We start from the raw sequence: 22,935 nt of genomic DNA on the forward strand, positions 1-22,935 counted from the left end.
ACTTCTCCGCTGTGCAGTTTATATCTATAACATGTAAGTGTATCTCGAACTGAGGAAATGGCAAAAGCAATGAGCGGACAAAAAACTGTGACCCCTTCAGCGCAAAGCCTTGCGGAGTCCATAAAAGCGGCCAAATCACGCGGATTACCGCCTGTCGAGAAATGGAATCCGCCGTTTTGTGGTGACATCGACATGGAAATTCGCCGCGACGGGACGTGGTTTTACGAAGGAACCCCCATTGGGCGGCAGGGCTTGGTCAAGTTATTTGCGTCAATTCTGATCCGCGAGGAGGACAAATACTTCCTTGTAACGCCGGTGGAAAAGGTGGGTATTCGTGTCGATGACGCGCCTTTTGTTGCTGTGGATTTCGAAGTCTCGGGCGAGGGGGACGCGCAACAGCTGACCTTCACCACCAATCTTGATGATGTCTCGGTCGCCGGACCAGACGCGCCTTTGCGCTTTGTCCGCGATCCGCAAAGTGGAGAGCCGTCGCCCTACGTCCGCATTCGTCGCAATCTTGAGGCGCTGATCGACCGCAAAAGCTTTTACAGGCTGGTCGATCTGGGGGTTCATCACGATGGCTGGTTTGGTGTCTGGTCGGGCGGTGCATTCTTTGGCATCATCCCGTCAGACGACCTGCCGGCTGAGGAGTAAGCGTGCGCCAATTTCGCCAGCTATTTGCTGTTATCACAGCTCTTCTAGGGCTATCGGGCCGGACTGTTCAAACGCTGCACGCTAGAGTGAGGTGTTTTTTGATCAGGTCCCGACGAAGACCTCCTACGCAGGAGCATCCGAATGAAAGCCGCAGCGAACCTCAGCCATCTATGGCCCGAGCTTCCGTTTTTGGACCGCTTTGACGCGGCTGCCAGGGCGGGTTTTACTGGGGTTGAAGTGCTGTTTCCCTATGATGTGGCCGCGAAAGAAACCCAGCGTGCCTTGATGCGTGGCGGCCTGAAGATGGTGCTGATCAATGCGCCGCCGCCCAACTATACGGGGGGTCAGCGGGGCTATTCTGCGGTAGAGGGGCCCGAAGCGCGGTTTGCCTCGGACATGCGTCGCGCGTGCCGCTATGCGCAGGAACTGCGTGTGCCGATGATCCATGTGATGACCGGAAATGCCCAAGGTGAAGCGGCAAAAGAGCGGGTCATCAATAACTTGAAGTCAGCGACAAACGCAGCGCCAGAGGGCATTACCCTGACGTTGGAACCTTTGTGCCCCCAATCTCAGCCTGACTACTTTCTGAATGACTATGCACTGGCCGCCGAAATCATTGCCGCCGTGGATGCCCCTAACTTGCGACTCCAATTTGACAGCTACCACGCGCAAATGATCCACGGCGATGCTGTCGCAGTGTTCAAGAAATACCGCGATCTGATTGTCCATGTACAAGTTGGCGATGCGCCGGATCGAAGTCCGCCTGGTAGCGGCAGCGTTGACTTCGAAGCGCTTTTCGCGGCAATGCGAGAGGAAGGATATGCCAGTTGGGTCAGCGGAGAATACACACCCGGCCCGTCCACAAACACAACTCTCGACTGGATGAAACTACTGTGATCCCAGCACGTTTTGCGCCGATCGTATTCGGCCTTATTCTGTCCGGCCTGATGTCCAGCATCGTTTCCGGTATTGCGATATTTTGGGCGCTGGATGCAGCGGACGCGTTCTTTCCTGCTTGGACATCGGCGTGGCTGGTTAGCTGGGGTGTTGCTTTTCCGGTCGTGCTGGTCATCGCGCCTTTGACGCGACGCATTGTGGCGATGCTGGTGCGTCCGGCTTAGCGCTTAGCCGCAGAGACCGATCTTAGAAAGAATCTTTTATCCTCGAAACAGGCGCGTTTCAAAGTGGTAACGGCGGGAGGCCGGCCCGCTCCGAATGTGAGTGGCCAATTCTATTTTATCTTGGTGACAGATTTTCGCTCAACCTCCGTCTGCAGCCCTAGTGCGCCTCAGCCCAATTTGCGCCGGTGCCTGCATCTACGTTCAGCTTCACATCCAGTTTCACGACTGGCTCGGAAGCGTTTTCCATCACATCGCGGGCAGCTTTGATCAGCGCGTCTTCAGCGCCTTTTTCGACTTCGAACAGCAATTCGTCGTGGACTTGCAGCAGCATCTTGGCGGGTATGCCTTTGATCGCGGCGGGCATGCGGATCATTGCGCGGCGGATCACATCGGCGGCGGTGCCTTGGATCGGGGCGTTGATCGCGGCGCGGGCGGCAAAGCTAGCACGCGGGCCTTTGGAGGCGATTTCGGGCGTGTTGATTTTGCGACCAAACAAGGTTTGCACATAACCGTGTTCTTTGGCGAAAGCTTTGGTCTGATCCATGTAGGTCCGGATGCCGGGGAACCGCTCAAAGTAGCGGTCGATGAACCCCTGCGCCTCGGCGCGCGGGATGCGCAGGTTGCGGGCCAGGCCAAAGCCGGAAATACCGTAAATAACGCCAAAGTTGATCGCCTTGGCCTGACGGCGGATGTCCGGCGTCATCTGGTCCATCGGCACGTCGAACATTTCTGAGGCGGTCATGGCGTGGATATCTAGCCCGTCTTCGAACGCCTGCTTCAGCTCGGGAATATCGGCAATATGCGCAAGCAGGCGCAGCTCGATCTGGGAATAGTCCAGCGCGACCAGCACACGGCCTTCTTCGGCCACGAAAGCCTCACGGATGCGGCGGCCTTCTTCGCTGCGGATCGGAATGTTTTGCAGGTTCGGATCGGTCGATGCAAGACGGCCAGTGGATGCGCCGGTGATCGAATAGGACGTATGCACCCGACCAGTTTCTTTGTTGATATGGTCTTGCAGCGCATCGGTGTATGTTGACTTGAGCTTGCTCAGCTGGCGCCAGTCAAGGATACGGCGTGGGAAATCATGTTCGGTTGCGAGGTCTTCTAGAATATCGGCTCCGGTGGAATACTTTCCGTTCGCACCCTTCTTGCCGCCCTCAAGGCCCATGTCCTCAAATAGGACTTCGCCCACTTGCGCTGGGGAGCCTACGTTGAACTTGCGACCCACGAGCGTATAGATTTCATCTTCGAGACCAGCCATCTTCTGCGCGAAAGCGTTGGACATCCGGCTGAGCGTGTCACGGTCGACCTTCACGCCGTAACGCTCCATCTGTGCCAGTACGGGAACCAACGGACGCTCCATCGTCTCATAGACGCGGGTGGTTTGGGCGCGGTGCAGGGCGGGCTTGAACTGCTGCCATAGGCGCAGCGTGATGTCGGCATCCTCGGCGGCATAGGGCACGGCCTGATCCAGCGGCACCTTGTCAAAGGTAATGGCAGATTTGCCCGAGCCAAGCAGCGGTTTGATCGGAATGGGGGTATGATTCAGGTAACGCTCGGACAGCGTGTCCATACCGTGACCGTGAATGCCGGCGTGCATGGCGTAGCTCATCAGCATCGTGTCATCGATGGGCGCCACGGTGATGCCGATCTGCGCAAAAATCTTTGAGTCGTATTTCATGTTCTGACCGATCTTGAGGATCGACGGGTCCTCAAGCATTGGCGTCAACATCTGCAAGGCTTCTTCCAGCCCCATCTGCCCTTCGGCCAGATCATCAGAGCCAAACAGGTCATCGCCACGGTTGGCCTTGTGGATGAGCGGGATATAGCAGGCCTCACCCGCTTCGACGCAAAGCGAAATACCGACCAGATCGACAGTCATTTCGTCAAGTCCGGTGGTTTCGGTATCCACCGCGACATAGCCGCGCTCGTAAATCTTATTCAGCCAAGTCTGCAGTGTCGGCGCGTCGCTGACCATGGTGTAGGTTGCCTGATCAAAGGGCACGGTTTCGATCTGCGCAGGCGCATCCGCGCTTGGCGTCGGCTCCGGGATGGCTGGCGCTTCGATATGCAGCGCATCGGCGATGCGTTTGGTCAGCGTGCGGAATTCCATCTTGGTGAGGAACTCCATCAGCTTTTCAGGCTGTGGCTCGCGAACCTCAAGATCATCAAGGGTGAAGTCCAACGGCGTCTTTTGATCCAGCTGAACCAAGCGGCGGGACAGGCGGATTTGATCGGCGTTGTCGATCAGGGTCTGACGACGCTTGGGCTGTTTGATCTCGCTCGCCCGCTCCAGCAGGGCATCAAGGTCGCCATATTCATTGATCAGCAGCGCGGCGGTTTTGATTCCGATACCGGGCGCGCCGGGCACGTTGTCCACCGAATCGCCTGCCAGCGCCTGCACGTCGACCACTCGTTCAGGGAAAACGCCAAACTTGGCGTGCACGCCGTCGCGGTCGATAGTGTTGTTCTTCATCGCATCGAACATCTCGACCCCGCCGCCGACAAGCTGCATCAGGTCCTTGTCAGAAGAGATGATCGTACAGCGGCCGCCGGCCTCACGGGCCTGCACGGCAAGGGTGGCGATGATGTCATCGGCCTCATAGCCCTCTTTTTCCTCGCAGGCGATATTGAACGCGATGGTGGCTTCACGCGTCAGCGGCATCTGCGGGCGCAGGTCTTCGGGCATCGCCTCGCGGTTGGCCTTATATAGGTCGTACATGTCATTGCGGAACGTGTGGGAGCCTTTGTCAAAGATCACAGCGACATGGGTCACGTCACCGCCTGCGTTCCCTTCAACATAGCGTTGCAGCATGTTGCAAAAACCCGCTACCGCCCCGATGGGCAGCCCGTCGGACTTGCGCGTGAGCGGAGGCAGCGCGTGATAGGCGCGAAAGATAAACGCAGAGCCGTCGATCAAATGAAGGTGGTGACCTTTGCCAAATGCCATGTGCATGCGCTCCCTAAATACGGTGGCCCCTCTTTTGCCACGGCACAGGCGGGGTCACCAGAGGCGAAGCGCAAGAACTGCCTTTGGCGTCAGACTTTGCCGACAAAGTCCTCGTGGATGAATTTGCAGTCGCAATACCCACATTCGACCCAGCCCTTGTCGGCGGGGATTTGCAGCCAGACGCGCGGATGGCCCAAGGCACCGTCGCCGCCATCACAGGCCACGCGGTTTGTATTCACGATGCGGGTTTCAGGTGCGTTCGCTGTCATGTCAGGCCCTTCGAGCGTGGGAGTAAGCTTTGCGTTGTTATGACCAATGCAGCGCGTGCGGGCAAGGGGGAGGCGGCGACCGGCTGCATATACCAAATGGTGTATTGATCCTGATTTCTCACGATTCATATCCATTAAGGCCGCGACTCCTGACTGGATGGCCCAGAATCGGGTTGTCATGCCGGGGGCGTGAGAGTGATCATATTTCCATAGAGTGATAAATTTTAGCCATCTTTTTTCATTATCTTCGACCTTAAATTCCCAAGGTGGAGGTGTATCGGAGCCGACAAGGACGCTTTTGGTTGAAATGTCAGAGCAAGCGGACATCATATTGATGTGTGCGTTCCCAAGTTGGTTTTAATCTCCTCCGCTGGTTCGGCCAGCAACCTTGGGGGCCATTCTTCTTGCTCTTGCAGAATTCCACCGACATTTCGGGTCAAACCAGAAAGTGGTTCCCGTTCGGCCATAGGGTCGGTACAAGGCGCAAAGAACGTATTAGTGCCGGAGCCAGACTGCCCATGTCATCCCCGAAACCAGTAGTGTTGTGTATTCTTGACGGTTGGGGGATCGGTGCAGGCCCTGAAGGCAATGCGCCGCATCTGGCCCATACACCGAACATGGATAGGCTGATGGCGCAGGGTCCTGCCGCCACACTCACGACGTTCGGTCCCGACGTTGGCTTGCCACGCGGCCAGATGGGCAATTCCGAGGTAGGGCACACAAACATTGGCGCGGGCCGCGTGGTGGCGATGGACCTGGGCCAGATTGACTTGGCTATCGAAGAGGGCAGCTTTGCCATCCACGCGCCGATGCAGAATTTCATCGTAACGCTGAAGAAAACCGGCGGGACAGCCCATTTGATGGGGCTGGTGTCAGAAGGTGGCGTGCACGGCCATATCTCGCACATGATTGCGGCGGTACGCGCGCTTGATGCTGCGGGTATTCCTGTGGTGATCCATGCGCTGACCGATGGCCGCGATGTGGCCCCGCAGTCGGTACTGGCGGATTTGGCGCTTCTAGAGAAAGCACTGCCAGCGACAGCGCGGATTGTGACAGTAACGGGCCGTTATTATGCGATGGATCGCGACAATCGGTGGGAACGTGTTTCACAAGCATACAGCGCGATTGCACAGGGGCGTGGTGCCGTCGCAGATAGCGCCCGTGCGGCTGTCGAAGCGTCCTATGCGGAAGGCATCTTTGACGAGTTTATCAAGGCGTCTGTTATTGGCGACTATAAGGGCGGGCAGGACGGTGACGGGTTCTTCTGCCTTAACTTCCGTGCCGACCGCGCGCGAGAGATTATGGCTGCGGTCGCGGCACCTGAATTTGACGGGTTTGATCGTGGCGATGCTGTTGCTTGGGCGGCGGTGATGGGAATGGCAGAGTATTCCTCACAGCATACCGCCTACATGACTACGATGTATCCCAAGCCAGAGATCATCAATACACTGGGCGCGTGGGTTGCGGCCAAAGGGCTGCGGCAGTTCCGCGTCGCCGAGACAGAGAAATACCCTCATGTCACCTTCTTCTTGAACGGCGGTGCCGAAGAGCCAGAAATCGGCGAAAACCGCGCGATGCCTCCGTCGCCCAAGGTCGCGACATACGATTTGCAGCCCGAGATGTCTTGCGCGCAGGTCACCGACCAATTCGTGAAAGCGATTGAGGCGCGTTATGACCTGATTGTGGTGAACTACGCCAACCCCGATATGGTCGGTCACACTGGCGATCTCGACGCGGCCATTGTAGCTTGCGAGGCAGTAGATGCCGGCCTTGGCAGAGCGGTTGAGGCGTTGGAAAAAGTAGGCGGTGCAATGATTGTTACCGCTGATCACGGCAATTGCGAGATGATGATTGATCCCGAAACAGGCGGGCCACACACCGCTCATACGCTGAATCCGGTGCCTGTTGTGGTGGTCGGCGCGCCTGAGGGCGCTCGTTTGCGCACGGGAAGGCTTGCTGATCTGGCGCCTACGGTGCTGGCATTGATGGGGCTGGATCAGCCTGCCGAGATGACCGGAGTTAACCTGCTTTTATGATCTTGCGTGCCGCTCTTCTATTGCTTGGTCTTGCCGCGCCGGCGTATGCGCAAGGCGATGCTGCCGCGCAGGCACGAACGGCGGTCGCGTTGCTGGAGGATGCTGCAGAGCAGATGGATGCAGCTGATGGTGCGCGTGACCGTGTACGGGCACTGACGGCGACGATTCAGGCGTTTGAGGCTGGCCTAGCCGCAATTCGCACAGGGCTGCGGCAGGTTGCCATCCGCGAAGCACAGCTGAGCGCGCGCTTGGCCGCGCGGGATGGCGAAGTGGGCCAACTGCTGGCCGTGCTGCAAGGCATGGGGGCAACCAACCCGACCGCGTTTTTGCACCCCGATGGCCCGACCGGCACGGCGCGCGCAGGCATGTTGTTGGCCGAACTGACCCCTGCATTGGACAAGCGCGCAGACCAGCTGCGCCGTGATCTTGAAGACGTGCAGACGTTGCAGCTGTTACAAATCGACGCTGAAGCACGCCTGCGGACCAGCCTCACCGCTGTTCAGGAAGCCCGAACAGCGCTCAATCAGGCGATGGCAGAACGCACTGACCTGCCCAAACGCTTTACCGAAGATCCGGTGTCGACCGCGATTCTTATCGCTTCGACAGAAACACTGGACGGCTTCGCCTCCGGGCTGTCTCTGATCGTCACAGAAGAAAATCTCAGCGTGGAAACTCCTGTGAACATCGAGGGTCGCATTGGTGCTCTGCCCCTGCCGGTACAAAGCATCGTTTTACGCAGCATGAATGAGGCGGACGCCGCAGGTATCGTGCGGCCCGGTTTGCTATTGGCCACCCGCCCGCGCGCCATTGTCACATCGCCGACTGCCGCGACGATCCGCTATCAGGGGCCTCTATTGGATTTTGGCAATGTCATGATACTTGAGCCGCGCGCTGACACACTGTTCGTTTTGGCGGGACTTGAGACGGTTTACGGCGAAATCGGTCAGGTTATTGCCGCAGGGACGCCCATCGGATTGATGGGAGGGGTAGAGTCTGGCAGTGAATTGTCAACAGATGGTGATGGCACTGGTGCTGCTCGCTCAGAAACGCTCTATATAGAAGTCAGACAGGACAACGTCCCCCAGGATCCCGCATCTTGGTTCAGGACCGACAAGGATGGATAGATACATGAAGAAGTTTTTGATGGCCGCTGCTGGTGGCACGGTCTTGGGGATCATCGCCACGACCCAGATCGCAGCCCCTTTGCTAGCGCAGGAAGCGGCGAAAACCAACAATGTCTACGAACAGTTGGACCTCTTCGGGGACATCTTTGAGCGGATTCGCGCCCAATATGTCGAAGAAGTTGACAGCGGGGCCCTGATCGAAGCGGCGATTGACGGGATGCTGACATCGCTTGACCCACACTCCAGCTATCTGTCGCCCAAAGACGCGGCAAGAATGCGTGAGCAGACCCGCGGCGAATTCGGCGGCTTGGGCATTGAGGTCACGCAGGAAGACGGCTTTGTCAAAGTTGTTTCTCCGATTGATGGCACCCCTGCGGATGAGGCGGGCATTGAGGCCGGCGATTTTATCACCCATGTAAATGGCGAAAGCCTGCTGGGTCTGGTGCTGGACGAAGCGGTTGAAATGATGCGCGGGCCTGTCGGCTCTGAAATCGTGATCACTGTGGTCCGCGAAGGTGAGACAGAGCCGTTTGATGTTTCCATCACGCGTGACACCATCGAGCTAACAGTCGTCCGCTCGCGCACTGAAGGTGACAGCGTTGTACTGCGTCTGAGCACGTTCAACGACCAAACCTATCCCAAGATGGCCGAACAACTGGCCGAAAAGGTCGAAGCCGCAGGCGGTATGGACAAGATTAATGGCTTTGTTATCGATCTGCGTAACAACCCCGGCGGCTTGCTTACTCAGGCGATCAAAGTGTCTGATGCCTTCCTGAACGAAGGCGAAATCGTCAGCACCCGCGGTCGCGTAGCCTCTGACGGGGATCGGTTCAATGCCAAGTTGGGTGATTTGGCCGAAGGCAAACCTATTGTTGTGCTGATCAACGGCGGCTCCGCTTCTGCATCCGAGATCGTGGCTGGTGCCCTGCAGGACCACCGCCGTGCGATTGTCATCGGCACTAAGAGCTTTGGTAAAGGGTCTGTTCAGACGGTGATGCCGCTGCGCTCGGAAGGCGCGATGCGTTTGACCACGGCGCGGTATTACACACCATCGGGCCGTTCGATCCAGTCGCTGGGTGTTTCGCCCGATATCATCGTGGCACAGCCGCCGCGCGTTGCTGACGGCGACGAAGAAGAAACACCGGTCCGCCGTGGCCGCTCAGAGGCGGACCTGCGCGGCAGCCTGAACAATGACAGCCTGACCGAAGACGAGATTAAGCAGATCGAAGCAGACCGCGAAAAGGCTGAGAAAGCCGCAGAATTGCGGATCGAGGATTACCAGCTGGCCTATGCCATCGACATCCTCAAAGGTCTGACCGCACTCGCTCCGAAAGAGTGATCTGAAGATACATTGACCTAAAAAGGGGGCGCTCAATTAAAGGAGCGCCCCCTTTTTGCAGCTAGGGCCCTATTCGCTAGGGCAGGGTCCCCATGCCTTCGTTGGGTGACCTTCCCAACACAGTCCAAGCGCAGTCTTTGCGTCGAAAAACCCTCCGCAATATCCCCATTCGACACTGTCTGCATCACAGGTCAGGTCTGCAATGACCCCATCGTCTCTGGTGATGTGGATGCTGCCATAGGTGGGGGATGGCACGGCGTCGCCCTCTCCGAACGGTCGTGAAGAACCGGATACGACTTCATAGCGGAAGGCGCCGTTTGCGAAGGTCACTGTTTCCCAGATATCGCATCCAACCCCCGGCCGAGGCAGGTAGTCTAACGTGCCCACTGGTGTGGTGATTTCCAGTTCCGGCGCGCCAGAAGTTGGGCCGTATTTGTTAACAGCATCAGACCCGTTCAGACAGACCTGACGATGTTTTGTGCCGCCGCGCAAGGTGCAGGAAATCACCTGTTCGTCGCAAGACTAGGCTGCCAGCGCGCCCACAGCGACGAGTGCATGAAGCGTAGCAAGAAGCGCGACCCTAACTTGTTTCAAGGCAGTGACGGCGAAAGGCGCGTTTGAGCATGTCGAGCTCTGCGCGCAGCAGGTCCACTTCAACACGCATATCATCGCCCAATGCTTCACCGGCGACCAGCGTGATTGATCCCAGCTGTGCTTCGGTGTCGGCGTCTGCGATCACAAGCGTCTGCATGCCGTCTGCCACAGCCTCTGGCGGGATCGGGATGCGAAGCGCATGCCCAGCATCACCTTCCAATGCGGCCACTGTAACATCCGGCACATCGGTGCCCTGATGTGTGACGGAAACCTTTGGAAGCGTGCCTTTGGCTGCGCCGGTCAGCAACCCTTCCCAAACGCCTTGCCGCATTTTTTTTTTGGTCAGCACAAGCTTGGTCATCGTATCCTCCATGGTCCGACATGCGGACCGAAAACTGTCGTCTTATATCTGTGCGCGTGGCCGCCGCGAGAACGTTAGGTCTCGCAGTACTACCTGATTCATCTCGGGTCCTTCAAAGATCAGATCGACCCATGCGCCATCAATCCGGCGCTCATTCAGGGTGGAATAGGCCAAATCAAACTCCGCCACGACCTGATCTTGCGACAGGTCCAGCTCGCGTACGATCTGCTCGGTGTTGGGGCCATTCTTGATGTTGAGACGTGCGAAAATTTCGATGTTTTTTTCCAGCTCGACGATCACGTCCATCCGGATGAGGTGGGTTCGCTTGAGCCCTTCGACACATTCCCTGGGCATGTCCACAACGAGGGAAAGAAACGAGCCGTCAAAGCGGAAGACGTCCATCCGCAGCCCGTAAGGTGCCAAATCCTGCGCGCGCAAGTTTCGCAGTTGGCGCAAGGTGAGCTCGGAGAATTCGCAGTCGTGAAACAGGGTGACTTCATTGCCCAGCATCGCACGATTCTGCACTGAGGACAGACCGGGGTTCGGCAAAGGGCCGCGCCATAATTCGGGGCGCCACGCCCAGTCCGCGTTATGTGGCTTGGGAAAACTGGTGGAGCCTTCGAGGGGGAGGGCCAAACGCTCATCCGCGATATGGATCAGCTGGTCCAGATGGGCCTTGAGTTGACGTGCGCGAAGGCGCTGTCGCCGCAAGCCGGTCAGATCAGCAGAGCGCGCCATGCGCGCGATACGCGCCCACTTTGCAATCGCCCGACTGTAAAAAGCGGCATCCAAAAGATTTTCGCCAATTTTGGCCATCATGTTTGCCTTGTTGCCCACTGCATCTTTTTATAGCGCTTAACGGTATTACTTCACTGAATGCCTGCGCATTGTGGGCAGGATGGCATGCATGGGCGGTGTCACGCAAGCGCGGTAACGCCCTTGGTTACAGTCTCTAACCCGGGTTGGTCTTGTCTGTTGTCCGCTGGATCATTTCTTGCAAAACCTCGGCGCCCTCTTCGGATACCGCGCGGCGGCCTTCGGGGCCGAACAGGGCCGCGCCCATGCTGAAGGCGCCGACCTTCGAAATCGCCCGCCAGTGACGTGGTGACAGATCACCGGCTAGAGGCGTGCCGCTGGTTCTAAAGATCACACCGGTTGCATAGCGATGGGTGTTTTCGGGATCGGCCAAACCAGCCGCGGCGGCAAATTCCTGCGCCGTGGGGAGCTGCACATCATTGCCAACGCGTGCAAAGCTAACTGTCATGACACCTACAGGCGCGCCAGAGCCGCCAGTTGCAGCGCCCAGCGCATCGCAACGCGCCATAAGCGCAAAGCTTTGGCTCAGGCTTTCGGGATCAATGCAATAGCCACCCGGTGGCACCAACGTGACCTTGCCCCGCATCATCAAGGCTTGTTTGAGCGGGACCGCAGGCAGGGCGGTGTCTGCCGGCGGGGCAAGGCCCGCCAGCAGAGTGTTGCCGCTGTCCACTACATCACAAGCCCCCAGCGCCCCGACAAAGCAGAGCGCTGTGAGATGTTTAGATGTCCATGTAGTCATGCCGCTCTTTCTTGGCACCCGGGTGCGTTACCGCGCCAAGATAGGTGGGGCCGACAAGCTGTGCATATTTCCACAGCGCACCGGAAGCATAGAGGGTCTCGCGTGGGCCTTCCCACGCCGCCTCACGCTCGGCCAGTTCTTCGTCTGTCAGATCGACGGAGATCGAACCGGTGATCGCGTTCAGCGTGATCATATCGCCATTCTTGAGCAGGCCGATAGGGCCACCCAAAGCCGCCTCTGGACCAACATGGCCCACACAGAAACCGCGCGTCGCGCCAGAGAAGCGACCATCGGTGATGAGTGCGACCTTCTTACCCATGCCCTGACCCGAAAGTGCCGCAGTCGTGGCCAACATTTCGCGCATGCCCGGACCGCCGCGAGGACCTTCGTTGCGGATCACGAACACATCGCCTTCAGAGTAGGTGCGGTTTTGAACGGCTGCAAAAGCGTCCTGCTCACATTCGAACACCAGCGCGGGGCCGGTAAAGACAATGTCTTCCTCGCTCATGCCGGCAATCTTTACGATCGCGCCTTCAGGTGCCAGATTGCCTTTTAGGCCTACAACGCCGCCTGTCTTGCTGATCGGATCGGTGATCGCGTGGATCACCTTGCCGTCCGCTTCGCGCGCGATTTTGTCCAACTCTTCACCCATGGAATAGCCTGTCACGGTCATGCAGTCTTCGTGAATGAGGCCTGCTTTGCGCAGTTCGCGCATGACAACCGGTACACCACCGGCTTCGTAAAGATCTTTCGCCACATAGGCGCCACCTGGCTTCATGTCGACAAAGTGGGGCGTGTCGCGGAAAATATCGCAGACGTCTTCAAGGAAGAACTCGATGCCCGCCTCATGCGCCATCGCTGGCAGGTGCAGGCCGGCATTGGTCGAGCCACCGGTGCAGGCAACGATGCGTGCAGCGTTCTCGAACGCCTGACGCGTGCAGATGTCACGCGCGCGGATGTTTTTCTCGATCAGGTGCATCACAGCCTTGCCAGAGGCAATTGCGTATTCGTCACGGCTCTCATACGGGGCTGGCGCGCCGGAGGAGTTGGGCAACGCAAGGCCGATCGCTTCAGAAACACAGGCCATTGTGTTGGCGGTGAACTGGCCACCACACGCACCCGCTGACGGGCAGGCTACACGCTCGAGCACATCAAGGGCAGCTTCGGACATGGTGCCGCCCTGCCAGTTGCCGACAGCTTCGAACATGTCCTGAACTGTCAGGTCGCGGTCTGCAAAGGACGCAGGCACATCTGCGCCTTTGGGCGCTCTACCCGGCAGGATCGAGCCGCCGTACATAAACACGGAGGGCACGTTGAGGCGGATCATTGCCATCATCATACCGGGCAGCGATTTGTCACAACCTGCCAGACCCACAAGCGCGTCATAGCAGTGGCCGCGCATGGTCAGTTCAACCGTGTCGGCAATCGCTTCGCGGGACGCGAGTGAGGAGCGCATGCCCTCATGGCCCATGGCGATCCCGTCAGTCACAGTGATGGTGGTGAATTCGCGCGGTGTGCCTTGTTCGGCTTTGACGCCTATTTTGACTGACTGAGCCTGACGGTTGAGCGAAATATTACAGGGCGCAGCCTCGTTCCAGCAGGTGGCAACACCCACCAGTGGCTGGTGAATTTCTTCTTCTGTCATGCCCATCGCGTAATAGTAGGAGCGGTGCGGCGCGCGCGCTGGCCCTTCTGTCACGTGGCGGCTGGGCAGTTTGGACTTGTCGAAACGGTTGTTGTTAGGCATCTGCAGCGCTCCCTTAAGATCTGTTCCAGAACGGCATAATCATGCAGCGCCCCTGCTGCAAGCATTTGCATCGTCTGCATACGTTGTCTTGCGAGGGGTCTGGCCCTAGGTTAGGAAGGCACTTCCCGATAGAAAGCCCGCCCATGGACCGCAGCCTGTTTGCCTTTATCTGGAAGTACTCCAAGCGCGAACAGCTGATATTGCTGGGTTTCACGCTATTCACCTTCCCGTTTCTCTATGTCTCGCTGGAACTGCCCAAGCGGATTATTAACGACGCCATCGGTGCCGATGGGCCGGTAATTGATCTTTATGGCTACGAGCTGAGCCAGATTCAGTTTTTGACCGGTCTTTGCATGGCATATCTTGTGGCGGTGCTGGTGCACGGGCTGCTCAAGATGCGGCTCAATACCATGAAGGGCATCACGGCAGAGCGGCTGCTGCGGCGTTTCCGTTATAGCTTGATTTCACGCATGATGCGCTTTCCAAAGCGGTATTTTCAGGACACGTCCCAAGGTGAGTTGGTGAGCATGGTCACCTCAGAGGCCGAGCCTATGGGCGGTCTGATGGGTGATTTTGTTGCTCAACCAGTGTTTCAGGCGGGGCAAATGTTGATCATTCTGATCTTCTTGTTTCTGCAATCGTTCTGGTTCGGATTGGCTGGTATCGCGCTGATCCCTTTGCAGGCCTATATTATCCCGATGCTGCAGCGTCAGATCAATCTGCTGAACAAATACCGGATTCAGGAAGTGCGTCTACTTTCGGCAGATATTGGCGAAACGGCTGCAGGCATTACCGATTTGCGGACCAATGGCGGTTGGCGCTTTCGACTGGCCGGTTTCACCGAGCGGTTGGGCCGCCTGTTTGATATCCGCTTCAAGATCTACCAGAAAAAGTTCTTCATGAAGTTTCTCAACAACTTCATCACACAACTGACGCCGTTCTTTTTCTATCTGGTGGGCGGTATTCTGGCGATCCGTGGTGACATCACCGTGGGTGCTCTGGTTGCTGCTTTGGCTGCTTACAAAGACCTTAGCAATCCGTGGAAAGAACTGCTGACCTATTACAACCAGACGCAGGACATGGCGCTGCGTTGGGAAGTGGTAACTGAGCGCTTCGATCCGGTAGGGATCATTGACGAGGACCTTTTTGCGGGCGCGCCGGAGGAAATTCCGCACCTAAAAGGCGACATCAATATCTCGCATGTTTTCGTGCGCAGCGAAAATGGGACACCGGTACTTGACGACCTGACGCTTGATATTCCGAAAGGCGCGCAGGTCGCGATCAAGACCTCGTCGGTCTCCGAACGGCGCGCGCTGGCCGAGCTGCTTACCCGCGAGGTGATGCCGACGCGCGGCACTGTCACGATGGGCGGGCACAACATCGCCACCTTGCATCAGGCTGTGATTGCAGCGCGCATCGGCTATGTGCAGGCGCAGCCCTATCTCTTTTACGGCTCCATTGGGGACAACCTAATGATGTCTCTGCGCACGTCGCCCAAGACTGTGTTGTGGGACCCTGATCATCGCGACCGCGAAGGTATTGAAGCGGGCCGCTCTGGCAACAGCCTTGACAGCCTGCGCGCGGATTGGCTTGACCCTGCCTTGGCCGGATTGGATACTCTTGAGGACGTGAATGCATGGTGGTTCGAGCTGAGCCGGGTGCTGAATACGGACGAAGGGATCATTCGCGGCATGTTGGGCGCGCGCATCAATGCCGATAAACACGCCGAGCTCGCGCAAGCGATTGTTGGTCTGCGCGAAGAGGTGTTTGAGGCTCTTAAAGAGCGCAACCTCGATCGCGCCATTTACCGATTTGATCCCGAGAAATTCAATCCGAGTATCCCGCTGGGCGGGAACCTTATGTTCGCTGCGCCACGCCGTGAGATCAGCCAACAAGGTCTGGTCGCCGAAAAGGCATTCATTGGCATGATCGCCGAGAATGGTCTGGCTGAGCAGGGCATCGCGATCTCGCAGACATTGGTCGAAACGCTGCACCAGACCTTCGGCATGGATGGCACGAACCATCCGCTTTTTACCGCGCTCAATATTGACGAAGAACTTTATGAGCAATTGGTCGACATCGCCGCCCGTCGCCGGAACCGCGGTGATGGTGCATTGAGCGAGGAAGAGTTCGCGCTGTTACTCACAGTCCCGTTCGCCTTCACGGCAGAGCAGATTGGCCCCGCCTTTCCCGAAAGCTTTAAAGAAGAAATTCTGGCTATCCGCCGTAGCCGCGGCGCAGAACTGCGGGCACTGTCGAAAGACCTGTTCGTGCCGATGACACCGGAAAACTATTTGCCGCGCATGACCCTGTTGGAGAACATGATCTATGGCCGCATCTCTGCGATGGCTGGAATTCAGGCGGATCTGGTGATGGATGTGGCATCAGATGTCCTTCGGAAACATAACCTGCGTGCGCAAGTGGCGACGAATGTATTCGATATGCCAACAGCGATTGGTGGCACCAACTTGCCAAAATCTATTCAGGAACGCGCGGCCTTTACTCGTGCAGCTTTGAAGCGGCCGGATATATTTGTCTTTGACCAAGCGTTGGCGGGTAGCGATCTGGAGCGTACCCGTGACCGGTTGCGTGACCTGATGCCGGAAACCACCCTGATCTTTCTGGATGACAGTTTCAGCACCCCCGAAAGCTATGACATGTACGTGGAAATCAACCACGGTCGTATTGACGGGGTTGAGAATAGCGAGCTCCGTGATGGCGCAGATAGCGAATCTGACGACCTGCGGCGCAAGTTGGTCTTGCTCCAACGCAACCCGCTTTTTGGTACGTTAGAAGCCCGCGCACAGCGTCTTCTGGCCTTTACCGCACAATGGTACGACGCCCCTGCCGGCACCGTGATTTTCAACTCGGGTGAGCCGCCGGATGCGACCTATCTGTGCCTGTCAGGTAAGGCTGAGCTGATTTATCTGGATAAAGAAAACAACGCGCAGCATATCGCGACAGTGGAGCCGGGTCGTGTAATTGGTGATTTGGCAGTGATCCTGCGTGAGCCACGACAGATGACGCTCAAGGCGCTGGAAGACACCCGCTTTTTGCGCTTTGGCGCCGAGCAGTATCGGTCGGTTGTCGAGAACGACAAGACTGTATTGCTCAGCTTGCTGCAGACCGTCGCAGGGCATTTGACCGGAGCAGCTGAAGTCATTCGTGAGGCGCGCATAGAGATACCGCGCGACGGGCGTAAAGGGCATGACTGATGCTTTCACTTCCTGATTATCGCGCCCATATTCTTCATACAGCCGCTGCCGCTCCACGGTCGGAAATCTGGCGCACGGGTGTTGGGATCGTGGGAATGGTTGCCCTCTATATCCTCCTGGCACTGTTCTTTAATCAGGCTCTGTTCGAACTGACCCGTTACCGCCCTACCTTCGAGGCAGAGCTGATCGAAGGTAGTACACCACTTGCCATGTATATTTTGCTGGCCAGCTTTGGGTTGATCACGGCCAGCGTGTTCGTTGTCGTGAAGCTTTTGCATCACCGTGCCGCACTCAGCGTAGTTGGTCCGCTTATCCTTGCTGTACCGCAGTTGTTTCGTGTGTTCGGGATATTGGTTGTGCTGGGACTGGTGTTGATGGTGCTGCCGCCCTACGGGTTTGGCGCGCCGATGGTCTCCAACATGTCGGCGAGCCTGTGGATGGCGTTACTGCCCCTGTCTCTGGTGGCCGTATTTGTGCAAATCAGTGCTGAAGAAATCTTCTTTCGCGGATACCTCCAACAGCAGCTTGGCGCGCGGTTCCGCTCGCCTCTGGTGTGGATGGTGCTGCCATCGATATTGTTTGCGATCGGTCACTACCAGCCAGCCGAAGCAGGTGAGAATGCTGTCATGATCACGGTCTGGGCTGGCGTGTTTGGGCTGCTGATGGCGGATCTGACGGCGCGTGCGGGGTCGCTTGGACCCGCGTTGGCAGTCCATTTTTTCAATAACATCTCGGCGCTGCTTATCGCATCGCTGCCTGACAGTTTGGGTGGGCTGGCGTTGTGGCACACGCCTTTCGGCATGAATGACGCGGCAGACGTACGTGCGTGGATACCAGTAGATTTCGCAATGATGTTCGTCAGCTGGCTGGCAGCACGGTTGGCCTTGCGCCGCTGATTGCAATTCCTGCACGAGGCCCTTATTTGAAGGGAAACGTAAAGTAACGAGGCGCTGAAATGAACTGGATCAACAACTACGTCCGCCCCCGGATCAACTCGATCTTTTCGCGCCGCGAAACGCCGGAAAATCTTTGGACGAAATGCGATGAATGCGGCACGATGCTGTTTCACCGCGAAGTCAGCGACAATCTGAACGTCTGCACCAGTTGCGGCCACCACATGCACATCTCGCCACGCAACCGGTTCGCCGCGCTGTTTGATGGCGGTGTCTTTAATGAAGTAAAAGTGCCTGCGCCCACGGTAGACCCGCTCCAGTTCCGGGATCAGAAAAAATATCCTGACCGCTTGCGGGCCGCCCAAAAGCAAACCGAAGAGGCCGAAGCAATGCTCGTTGCTACGGGTGAGATCGGGCGCACGCTCATCGTTGCCTGTGCGCAAGACTTCAGCTTTATGGCGGGTTCCATGGGCATGTATGTGGGCAACGCGATCATCGCGGCGGCGGAAGAGGCGGTAAAGCTTAAGCGGCCACTGGTCCTGTTTTCCGCCGCGGGTGGCGCGCGCATGCAGGAAGGTATCCTGAGCCTGATGCAGATGCCGCGCACAACCGTTGCTGTGCAAATGCTCAAGGAAGCGGACCTTCCCTACATCGTAGTGTTGACGCACCCCACCACAGGTGGCGTCACTGCAAGCTACGCAATGCTGGGCGACGTGCATATCGCCGAACCGAACGCCCTTATCTGTTTTGCTGGGCCGCGCGTGATCGAACAGACAATCCGTGAGAAGCTGCCCGAGGGTTTCCAGCGCGCTGAATACCTGCTGGAGCACGGCATGCTGGATCGCGTAACTCCGCGTCCACAAATGCGTGATGAGCTGATTACGATCATCCGTATGCTGATGGGCCTGCCCCCTGCCGTGCGTGGCGATCTTCCAGCCCCTGCGGAAGTGCCGCATGAGCTGTCGCCAGCGGACACTGCAGAAAAGATCGTTGAGCCTAAAAAATGACGTCGGCGCCTGCGGTGGCGACAGGCCTTTTATTTCCCATTTGTATAAGAGATCTCCGCGTATGACCTCCCCGTCCTCTGACGCCATCCTTGACCGGATGATGGCGCTGCACCCCAAGATCATCGACCTCACTCTGGACCGGATGCTGCGGCTGCTAGAAGCCTTGGGAAACCCGCAGGACAAGTTGCCGCCGGTTATCCATATCGCGGGCACCAATGGCAAAGGCTCGACGCAGGCGATGATCCGGGCCGGGCTGGAGGCTGCGGGCAAGACCGTGCACGCCTATACCTCGCCGCATCTTGCGCGCTTTCATGAACGCATCAGGTTGGCAGGCACGCTCATCACCGAGGAAGCGCTGACAGAGGTGCTGGATGAATGTTACGCTGCCAACAGTGGCGAAAACATCACCTACTTCGAGATCACGACTTGCGCAGCCTTGCTGGCATTCTCTCGGACGCCTGCGGATTATACGCTGCTGGAGGTCGGATTGGGCGGTCGTTTGGACGCGACCAATGTGGTCGAATACCCCGTTGCCACGGTGATTACGCCGGTTGACCTTGATCACCAGCAATACCTTGGCGATACGCTGGCTGAAATTGCGGGCGAAAAGGCGGGCATCATCAAGCGTCGCGTGCCCTGCATCGTCGGCCCACAACAAGAGGCAGGGCTTGAAGTGATCGAAGCCGTTGCCGCCCGTAACATGGCCCCCCTCAGCATCTACGGCCAGCACTGGCATGTTCATCGCGAAGCGGGGCGGATGGTTTATCAAGATGAACAGGGGCTGCTTGACCTACCCCTACCCAATCTGCCGGGCCTACATCAGGTGCAAAACGCTGGTGGAGCGATTGCCACGTTGCGGGCATTGGGATTTGACGCTGCGGCCTGCGAAGGTGCGGTGACGCAAGCGCAATGGCCGGCTCGGATGCAACGTCTCAGGTCTGGTCCCTTGGTCGAAGCGGCGGGTCAGGCAGAGCTTTGGTTGGATGGTGGTCATAACCCCGCGGCAGGGCACGCAATTGCTGCTTTGCTGGCAGAGTTGCCAAAGGTACCGACCTATTTGATTTGTGGGATGCTCAATACCAAGGACATCAAAGGCTATCTGCGTCCGCTAGCGCCGTATGTGGCTGGTCTGCGCGCTGTGTCGATCCCCGGCGAAGCGGCAACGTTGCCGGCAGAAACCACAGCCGAAGCCGCACAAGCCGTTGGCATGACCGCAACGCAGTCTGAGGACGTGGCTTCTGCGCTGAAGGAGATCGTCGCGCAGGACCCGCAAGCGCGTGTACTGATTTGTGGTTCTTTGTATCTTGTTGGCAACATCTTGAGGTATAATGGATAGGCAGTACTATATAAGCGATGCTATTCGTTGACCCTTGGTCATACCGTCTCTTATGACGGTCTCAAATCGGACGGCGTATTCTGCGCGCTCAACCGTAAAATCTGAGGACCGAACATGGATTCGAACACCGGAAAACCGCAAGGGTCTGCCGCCCCTAAATCAGCAACTATGCGACAGCTGATTGCCTGCGGTGTTGCGATTGGGATCATGGCGCTGGGCGCGTGGAGCCTTATGGGCCAAAATGCCCCCTACCATCCTGAAGCATACACCGATGATGTGACGCGCATGGACACTACCAGCACAGACTAGGTCAGTACCTCTAGATATCGGCCCAGTCTTCGCTTTGCATTTCGCGCAAGCGAGAAGCGGTGCGTTCAAATTCGAATGTGCCTTCGCCTTCCATATACAGCATCTCTGGTTTGGCCGCCGCCGAACAGATCAGCCGTACACGTGCCTCATAGAGCGCATCAATCAGCGTGACAAAACGCTTCGCCTCATTGAAGTTGCTACGCCCTAACGCAGGGATGTCATCCAGCATCAGAACTTTGACAGCCTCGGCAACGGCGAGATAGTCCGCAGCGCCAAGGGGCTGTCCGCACAACGCATGGAAGCGCGCGCGTCCAACGCCGTTGCGGAACATCGGAATCACCACATCACGTCCCTTGACGCGCAGGGTAAGCGGCCCCGCCTCGCCACCGGTCAGATCACGCCAGACAGCATCCATCGCCTCGCGACTTTCCGCGTTGACGGGTGTGAAATAGACAGGGCTGCCCGCCAACCGATCTTGCCGATAATCGGTGGGGCTGATCAACTCAAGCACTACCATCTTCTCTTTGATCAGCTCGATAAACGGGACAAAGAGGTTGCGGTTCAGACCGTCCTTATAAAGGTCATCCGGTATCCGGTTTGACGTAGTGATAATCACAACACCATCCGCAAAGAGGGCCTGAAACAGACGTCCCACAATCATCGCGTCCGTGATGTCGGTGATTTGCATCTCATCAAAGGCCAGCAACCGGACCGAACTGCTCACCGCTTTCGCGACGGGGGCAATCGCGTCATCCACACCCGTCTTTCGGGCCTCGTGCATAGCGTTGTGTATTTCTTGCATGAAGGCGTGGAAATGCACGCGCCGCGCAGGAATGCCGTCGAGGGTGTTCACGAACAAATCCATGATCATGGATTTTCCACGCCCGACACCACCCCAAAGGTACAGCCCCTTAGGCGGCTCCGGCGCTTTGCGGAACAGCCCCTTTTTCAAAGGTTGCAGTAACGCTTCGCGGATGCGGTCAAATTCTGGCAGGACCGCCACTTGCGCAGGGTCAGGGCGCAGGGTCCCTTTGGTGATCATCTGGTCGTATAGGGTGCTAAGGTTTGTCATGAGCGAATCCCTATCGCCAAGCGGCGCGGTTGAAAAGTGTGTGCATACAATCGGTTCATTGACGGGGCGTTCAGGGCTGCGCAATCTGGCGCGATATTTGCGGAGAAGCGCCTTGGAAAAATCCCCCCTGTTCTCGCCCGTGCTGATTGTGGGCTGTGTGATTATCATGGTGAGCTTTGCAATCCGCGCCTCTTTTGGTGTGTTTCAGATCCCTATCGCTGAAGAGTATGGCTGGCTGCGTTCCGAATTCTCGCTGGCGATCGCGATACAGAACCTTGCCTGGGGGATCGGACAGCCGATTTTTGGCGCGATGGCAGAGAAGATTGGCGACCGTAAAGCGATCGTCATCGGGGCTGTGATTTATGCGTTGGGCCTAATGCTGTCAGCAGGAGCGGACACCCCGATCGCGCATCAGACTTATGCGTGGCTGGTGGGTTTTGGCATCGCGGGCACAGGCTTTGGTGTGATCTTGGCGGTCGTGGCGCGCGCCGCCTCTGATGACAACCGCCCGATGGCGCTGGCCGTGGTCACGGCGGCAGGGAGCGCGGGCCAGATATTTGGCGCGCCTCTGGCCGAGTGGTTGCTGGGCATAATGAGCTGGCAGTCGGTGTTCATGGTTTTTGCCGCAGCGATCCTGTCGACGATCCTGACGCTGCCTTTCATGCGCGCGCCGGTTCTGGCCGACCGGGCAGAGCTGGAAGAAGCGATGGGCACGATCCTGCTGCGCGCCTTCAAAGACCCCAGCTATACGTTGATCTTTTTGGGCTTCTTTTCGTGTGGCTACCAGCTGGCCTTTATCACCGCTCACTTTCCTGCCTTCGTGACCGAGATGTGCGGCCCGATTTTAGCTGGTGGCGTGCTGCACAATATTGGAATCACCACGACCTCGGCGCTCGGCGCCGTGGCGATATCCCTGATCGGGGCGGCGAATGTGGCCGGTACGCTGCTGGCTGGCTGGGCGGGTAAGAGGTACTCCAAGAAATATCTGTTGGCGGGTATCTACACGGGGCGCACAATTATTGCAGCGGTGTTCATCATGCTGCCTATCACACCGCTAAGCGTGATTATCTTTTCCGTCGCTATGGGGTCACTTTGGTTGGCGACCGTGCCGCTGACGTCAGGCCTGATCGCGCATATCTACGGGCTGCGTTATATGGGCACGCTGTACGGCATCATCTTTTTCAGCCACCAGTTGGGCAGCTTTGCAGGTGTCTGGTTGGGCGGGCGGATGTATGATGCTTACGGGACATACACGACCGTGTGGTGGATTGGTGTCGCCGTGGGCGCGTTCAGCGCCATTGTGCACTTGCCCGTGCGAGAGAAACCAGTGCGCCTTGCGGCTGCCTGATC

Annotated in this window: 20 protein-coding genes; 12 read left to right on the top strand and 8 right to left on the bottom strand. The window is 57.6% G+C overall.

Annotation, left to right across the window (positions count from 1 at the left end):
* Positions 1-69 precede the first annotated feature (69 nt).
* From V7730_RS01875 to V7730_RS01885, 3 genes are all read left to right on the top strand, one after another.
* A complete protein-coding gene (locus V7730_RS01875) occupies positions 70-654 on the top strand; it encodes a DUF1285 domain-containing protein (protein ID WP_335745881.1) in 585 nt (194 codons plus the stop codon).
* A 141-nt stretch (positions 655-795) separates the two neighbouring features.
* Complete coding sequence (locus V7730_RS01880; RefSeq protein ID WP_335745882.1) at positions 796-1,551, top strand: hydroxypyruvate isomerase family protein; 756 nt, start codon at positions 796-798, stop codon at positions 1,549-1,551.
* Entirely contained in the window at positions 1,548-1,775 is a 228-nt protein-coding gene (locus V7730_RS01885) for a DUF2798 domain-containing protein (protein ID WP_335745883.1), read from the top strand. The genes V7730_RS01880 and V7730_RS01885 overlap by 4 nt, the downstream gene beginning before the upstream one ends.
* 157 nt (positions 1,776-1,932) lie before the next feature.
* On the opposite strand, the gene polA is transcribed toward V7730_RS01885, so the two are convergent.
* Together polA and V7730_RS01895 are read right to left on the bottom strand one after the other, a co-directional pair.
* On the bottom strand, positions 1,933-4,731 hold the full coding sequence (polA, locus tag V7730_RS01890) for a DNA polymerase I (protein WP_335745884.1): 2,799 nt from the start codon (positions 4,729-4,731) through the stop codon (positions 1,933-1,935).
* A gap of 83 nt (positions 4,732-4,814) precedes the next feature.
* On the bottom strand, positions 4,815-4,994 hold the full coding sequence (locus V7730_RS01895) for a zinc-finger domain-containing protein (RefSeq protein WP_335745885.1): 180 nt from the start codon (positions 4,992-4,994) through the stop codon (positions 4,815-4,817).
* A 518-nt stretch (positions 4,995-5,512) separates the two neighbouring features.
* Here V7730_RS01895 and gpmI point away from each other — a divergent pair.
* Genes gpmI through V7730_RS01910 form a run of 3 tightly spaced genes read left to right on the top strand, consistent with a single transcriptional unit; the run spans position 5,513 to position 9,493 of the window.
* Positions 5,513-7,030 carry a 2,3-bisphosphoglycerate-independent phosphoglycerate mutase gene (gene gpmI / locus V7730_RS01900; RefSeq protein WP_335745886.1) on the top strand — a complete coding sequence of 506 codons (1,518 nt, stop codon included), beginning with the start codon at positions 5,513-5,515 and terminating at the stop codon, positions 7,028-7,030.
* On the top strand, positions 7,027-8,154 hold the full coding sequence (locus V7730_RS01905; protein ID WP_335745887.1) for a murein hydrolase activator EnvC family protein: 1,128 nt from the start codon (positions 7,027-7,029) through the stop codon (positions 8,152-8,154). The genes gpmI and V7730_RS01905 overlap by 4 nt, the downstream gene beginning before the upstream one ends.
* A 4-nt stretch (positions 8,155-8,158) precedes the next feature.
* Positions 8,159-9,493: a S41 family peptidase gene (locus V7730_RS01910; RefSeq protein ID WP_335745888.1), complete on the top strand. Its 1,335-nt coding sequence runs from the start codon at positions 8,159-8,161 to the stop codon at positions 9,491-9,493.
* 69 nt (positions 9,494-9,562) lie between these two features.
* Here the strand turns inward: V7730_RS01910 and V7730_RS01915 are convergent, their stop codons facing one another.
* The 5 genes from V7730_RS01915 to ilvD form a co-directional block, all read right to left on the bottom strand.
* Positions 9,563-10,000 (bottom strand): hypothetical protein, encoded by a 438-nt coding sequence (locus V7730_RS01915; protein ID WP_335745889.1) that lies wholly within the window; start codon positions 9,998-10,000, stop codon positions 9,563-9,565.
* Between the two features lie 73 nt (positions 10,001-10,073).
* Positions 10,074-10,448: a hypothetical protein gene (locus tag V7730_RS01920; RefSeq protein WP_335745890.1), complete on the bottom strand. Its 375-nt coding sequence runs from the start codon at positions 10,446-10,448 to the stop codon at positions 10,074-10,076.
* A gap of 42 nt (positions 10,449-10,490) precedes the next feature.
* The gene (locus tag V7730_RS01925) at positions 10,491-11,264 is read right to left on the bottom strand and encodes a DUF6478 family protein (protein WP_335745891.1); all 774 of its coding nucleotides are present in this window, start codon (positions 11,262-11,264) and stop codon (positions 10,491-10,493) included.
* 136 nt (positions 11,265-11,400) lie between these two features.
* Entirely contained in the window at positions 11,401-12,006 is a 606-nt protein-coding gene (locus V7730_RS01930; protein WP_335745892.1) for a hypothetical protein, read from the bottom strand.
* Positions 11,987-13,753 (bottom strand): dihydroxy-acid dehydratase, encoded by a 1,767-nt coding sequence (gene ilvD, locus V7730_RS01935; RefSeq protein ID WP_335745893.1) that lies wholly within the window; start codon positions 13,751-13,753, stop codon positions 11,987-11,989. Before ilvD ends, V7730_RS01930 begins: the two co-directional genes overlap by 20 nt.
* Before the next feature lie 143 nt (positions 13,754-13,896).
* On the opposite strand from ilvD, the gene V7730_RS01940 reads away from it, so the two are divergent.
* The 5 genes from V7730_RS01940 (at position 13,897) to V7730_RS01960 (ending at position 20,513) form a co-directional block, all read left to right on the top strand.
* Positions 13,897-16,968 (top strand): ABC transporter transmembrane domain-containing protein, encoded by a 3,072-nt coding sequence (locus tag V7730_RS01940; protein ID WP_335745894.1) that lies wholly within the window; start codon positions 13,897-13,899, stop codon positions 16,966-16,968.
* Positions 16,968-17,864, top strand: a complete 897-nt coding sequence (locus tag V7730_RS01945; protein WP_335745895.1) for a CPBP family intramembrane glutamic endopeptidase — start codon at positions 16,968-16,970, stop codon at positions 17,862-17,864. Before V7730_RS01940 ends, V7730_RS01945 begins: the two co-directional genes overlap by 1 nt.
* Before the next feature lie 59 nt (positions 17,865-17,923).
* On the top strand, positions 17,924-18,868 hold the full coding sequence (gene accD / locus V7730_RS01950; RefSeq protein ID WP_335745896.1) for an acetyl-CoA carboxylase, carboxyltransferase subunit beta: 945 nt from the start codon (positions 17,924-17,926) through the stop codon (positions 18,866-18,868).
* Positions 18,869-18,929: 61 nt separating this feature from the next.
* Positions 18,930-20,204, top strand: coding sequence for a bifunctional folylpolyglutamate synthase/dihydrofolate synthase (locus tag V7730_RS01955; RefSeq protein ID WP_335745897.1), 1,275 nt, complete (start codon positions 18,930-18,932; stop codon positions 20,202-20,204).
* Positions 20,205-20,318: 114 nt separating this feature from the next.
* On the top strand, positions 20,319-20,513 hold the full coding sequence (locus V7730_RS01960) for a hypothetical protein (protein WP_335745898.1): 195 nt from the start codon (positions 20,319-20,321) through the stop codon (positions 20,511-20,513).
* Between the two features lie 10 nt (positions 20,514-20,523).
* Here the strand turns inward: V7730_RS01960 and zapE are convergent, their stop codons facing one another.
* Positions 20,524-21,585 (bottom strand): cell division protein ZapE, encoded by a 1,062-nt coding sequence (zapE, locus tag V7730_RS01965; protein WP_335745899.1) that lies wholly within the window; start codon positions 21,583-21,585, stop codon positions 20,524-20,526.
* Positions 21,586-21,751: 166 nt separating this feature from the next.
* On the opposite strand from zapE, the gene V7730_RS01970 reads away from it, so the two are divergent.
* Positions 21,752-22,933, top strand: a complete 1,182-nt coding sequence (locus tag V7730_RS01970; RefSeq protein WP_443070177.1) for an MFS transporter — start codon at positions 21,752-21,754, stop codon at positions 22,931-22,933.
* Positions 22,934-22,935: the final 2 nt, after the last annotated feature.

Source organism: Sulfitobacter sp., from assembly GCF_036961165.1.
Classification (GTDB): Bacteria; Pseudomonadota; Alphaproteobacteria; order Rhodobacterales; family Rhodobacteraceae; genus Sulfitobacter.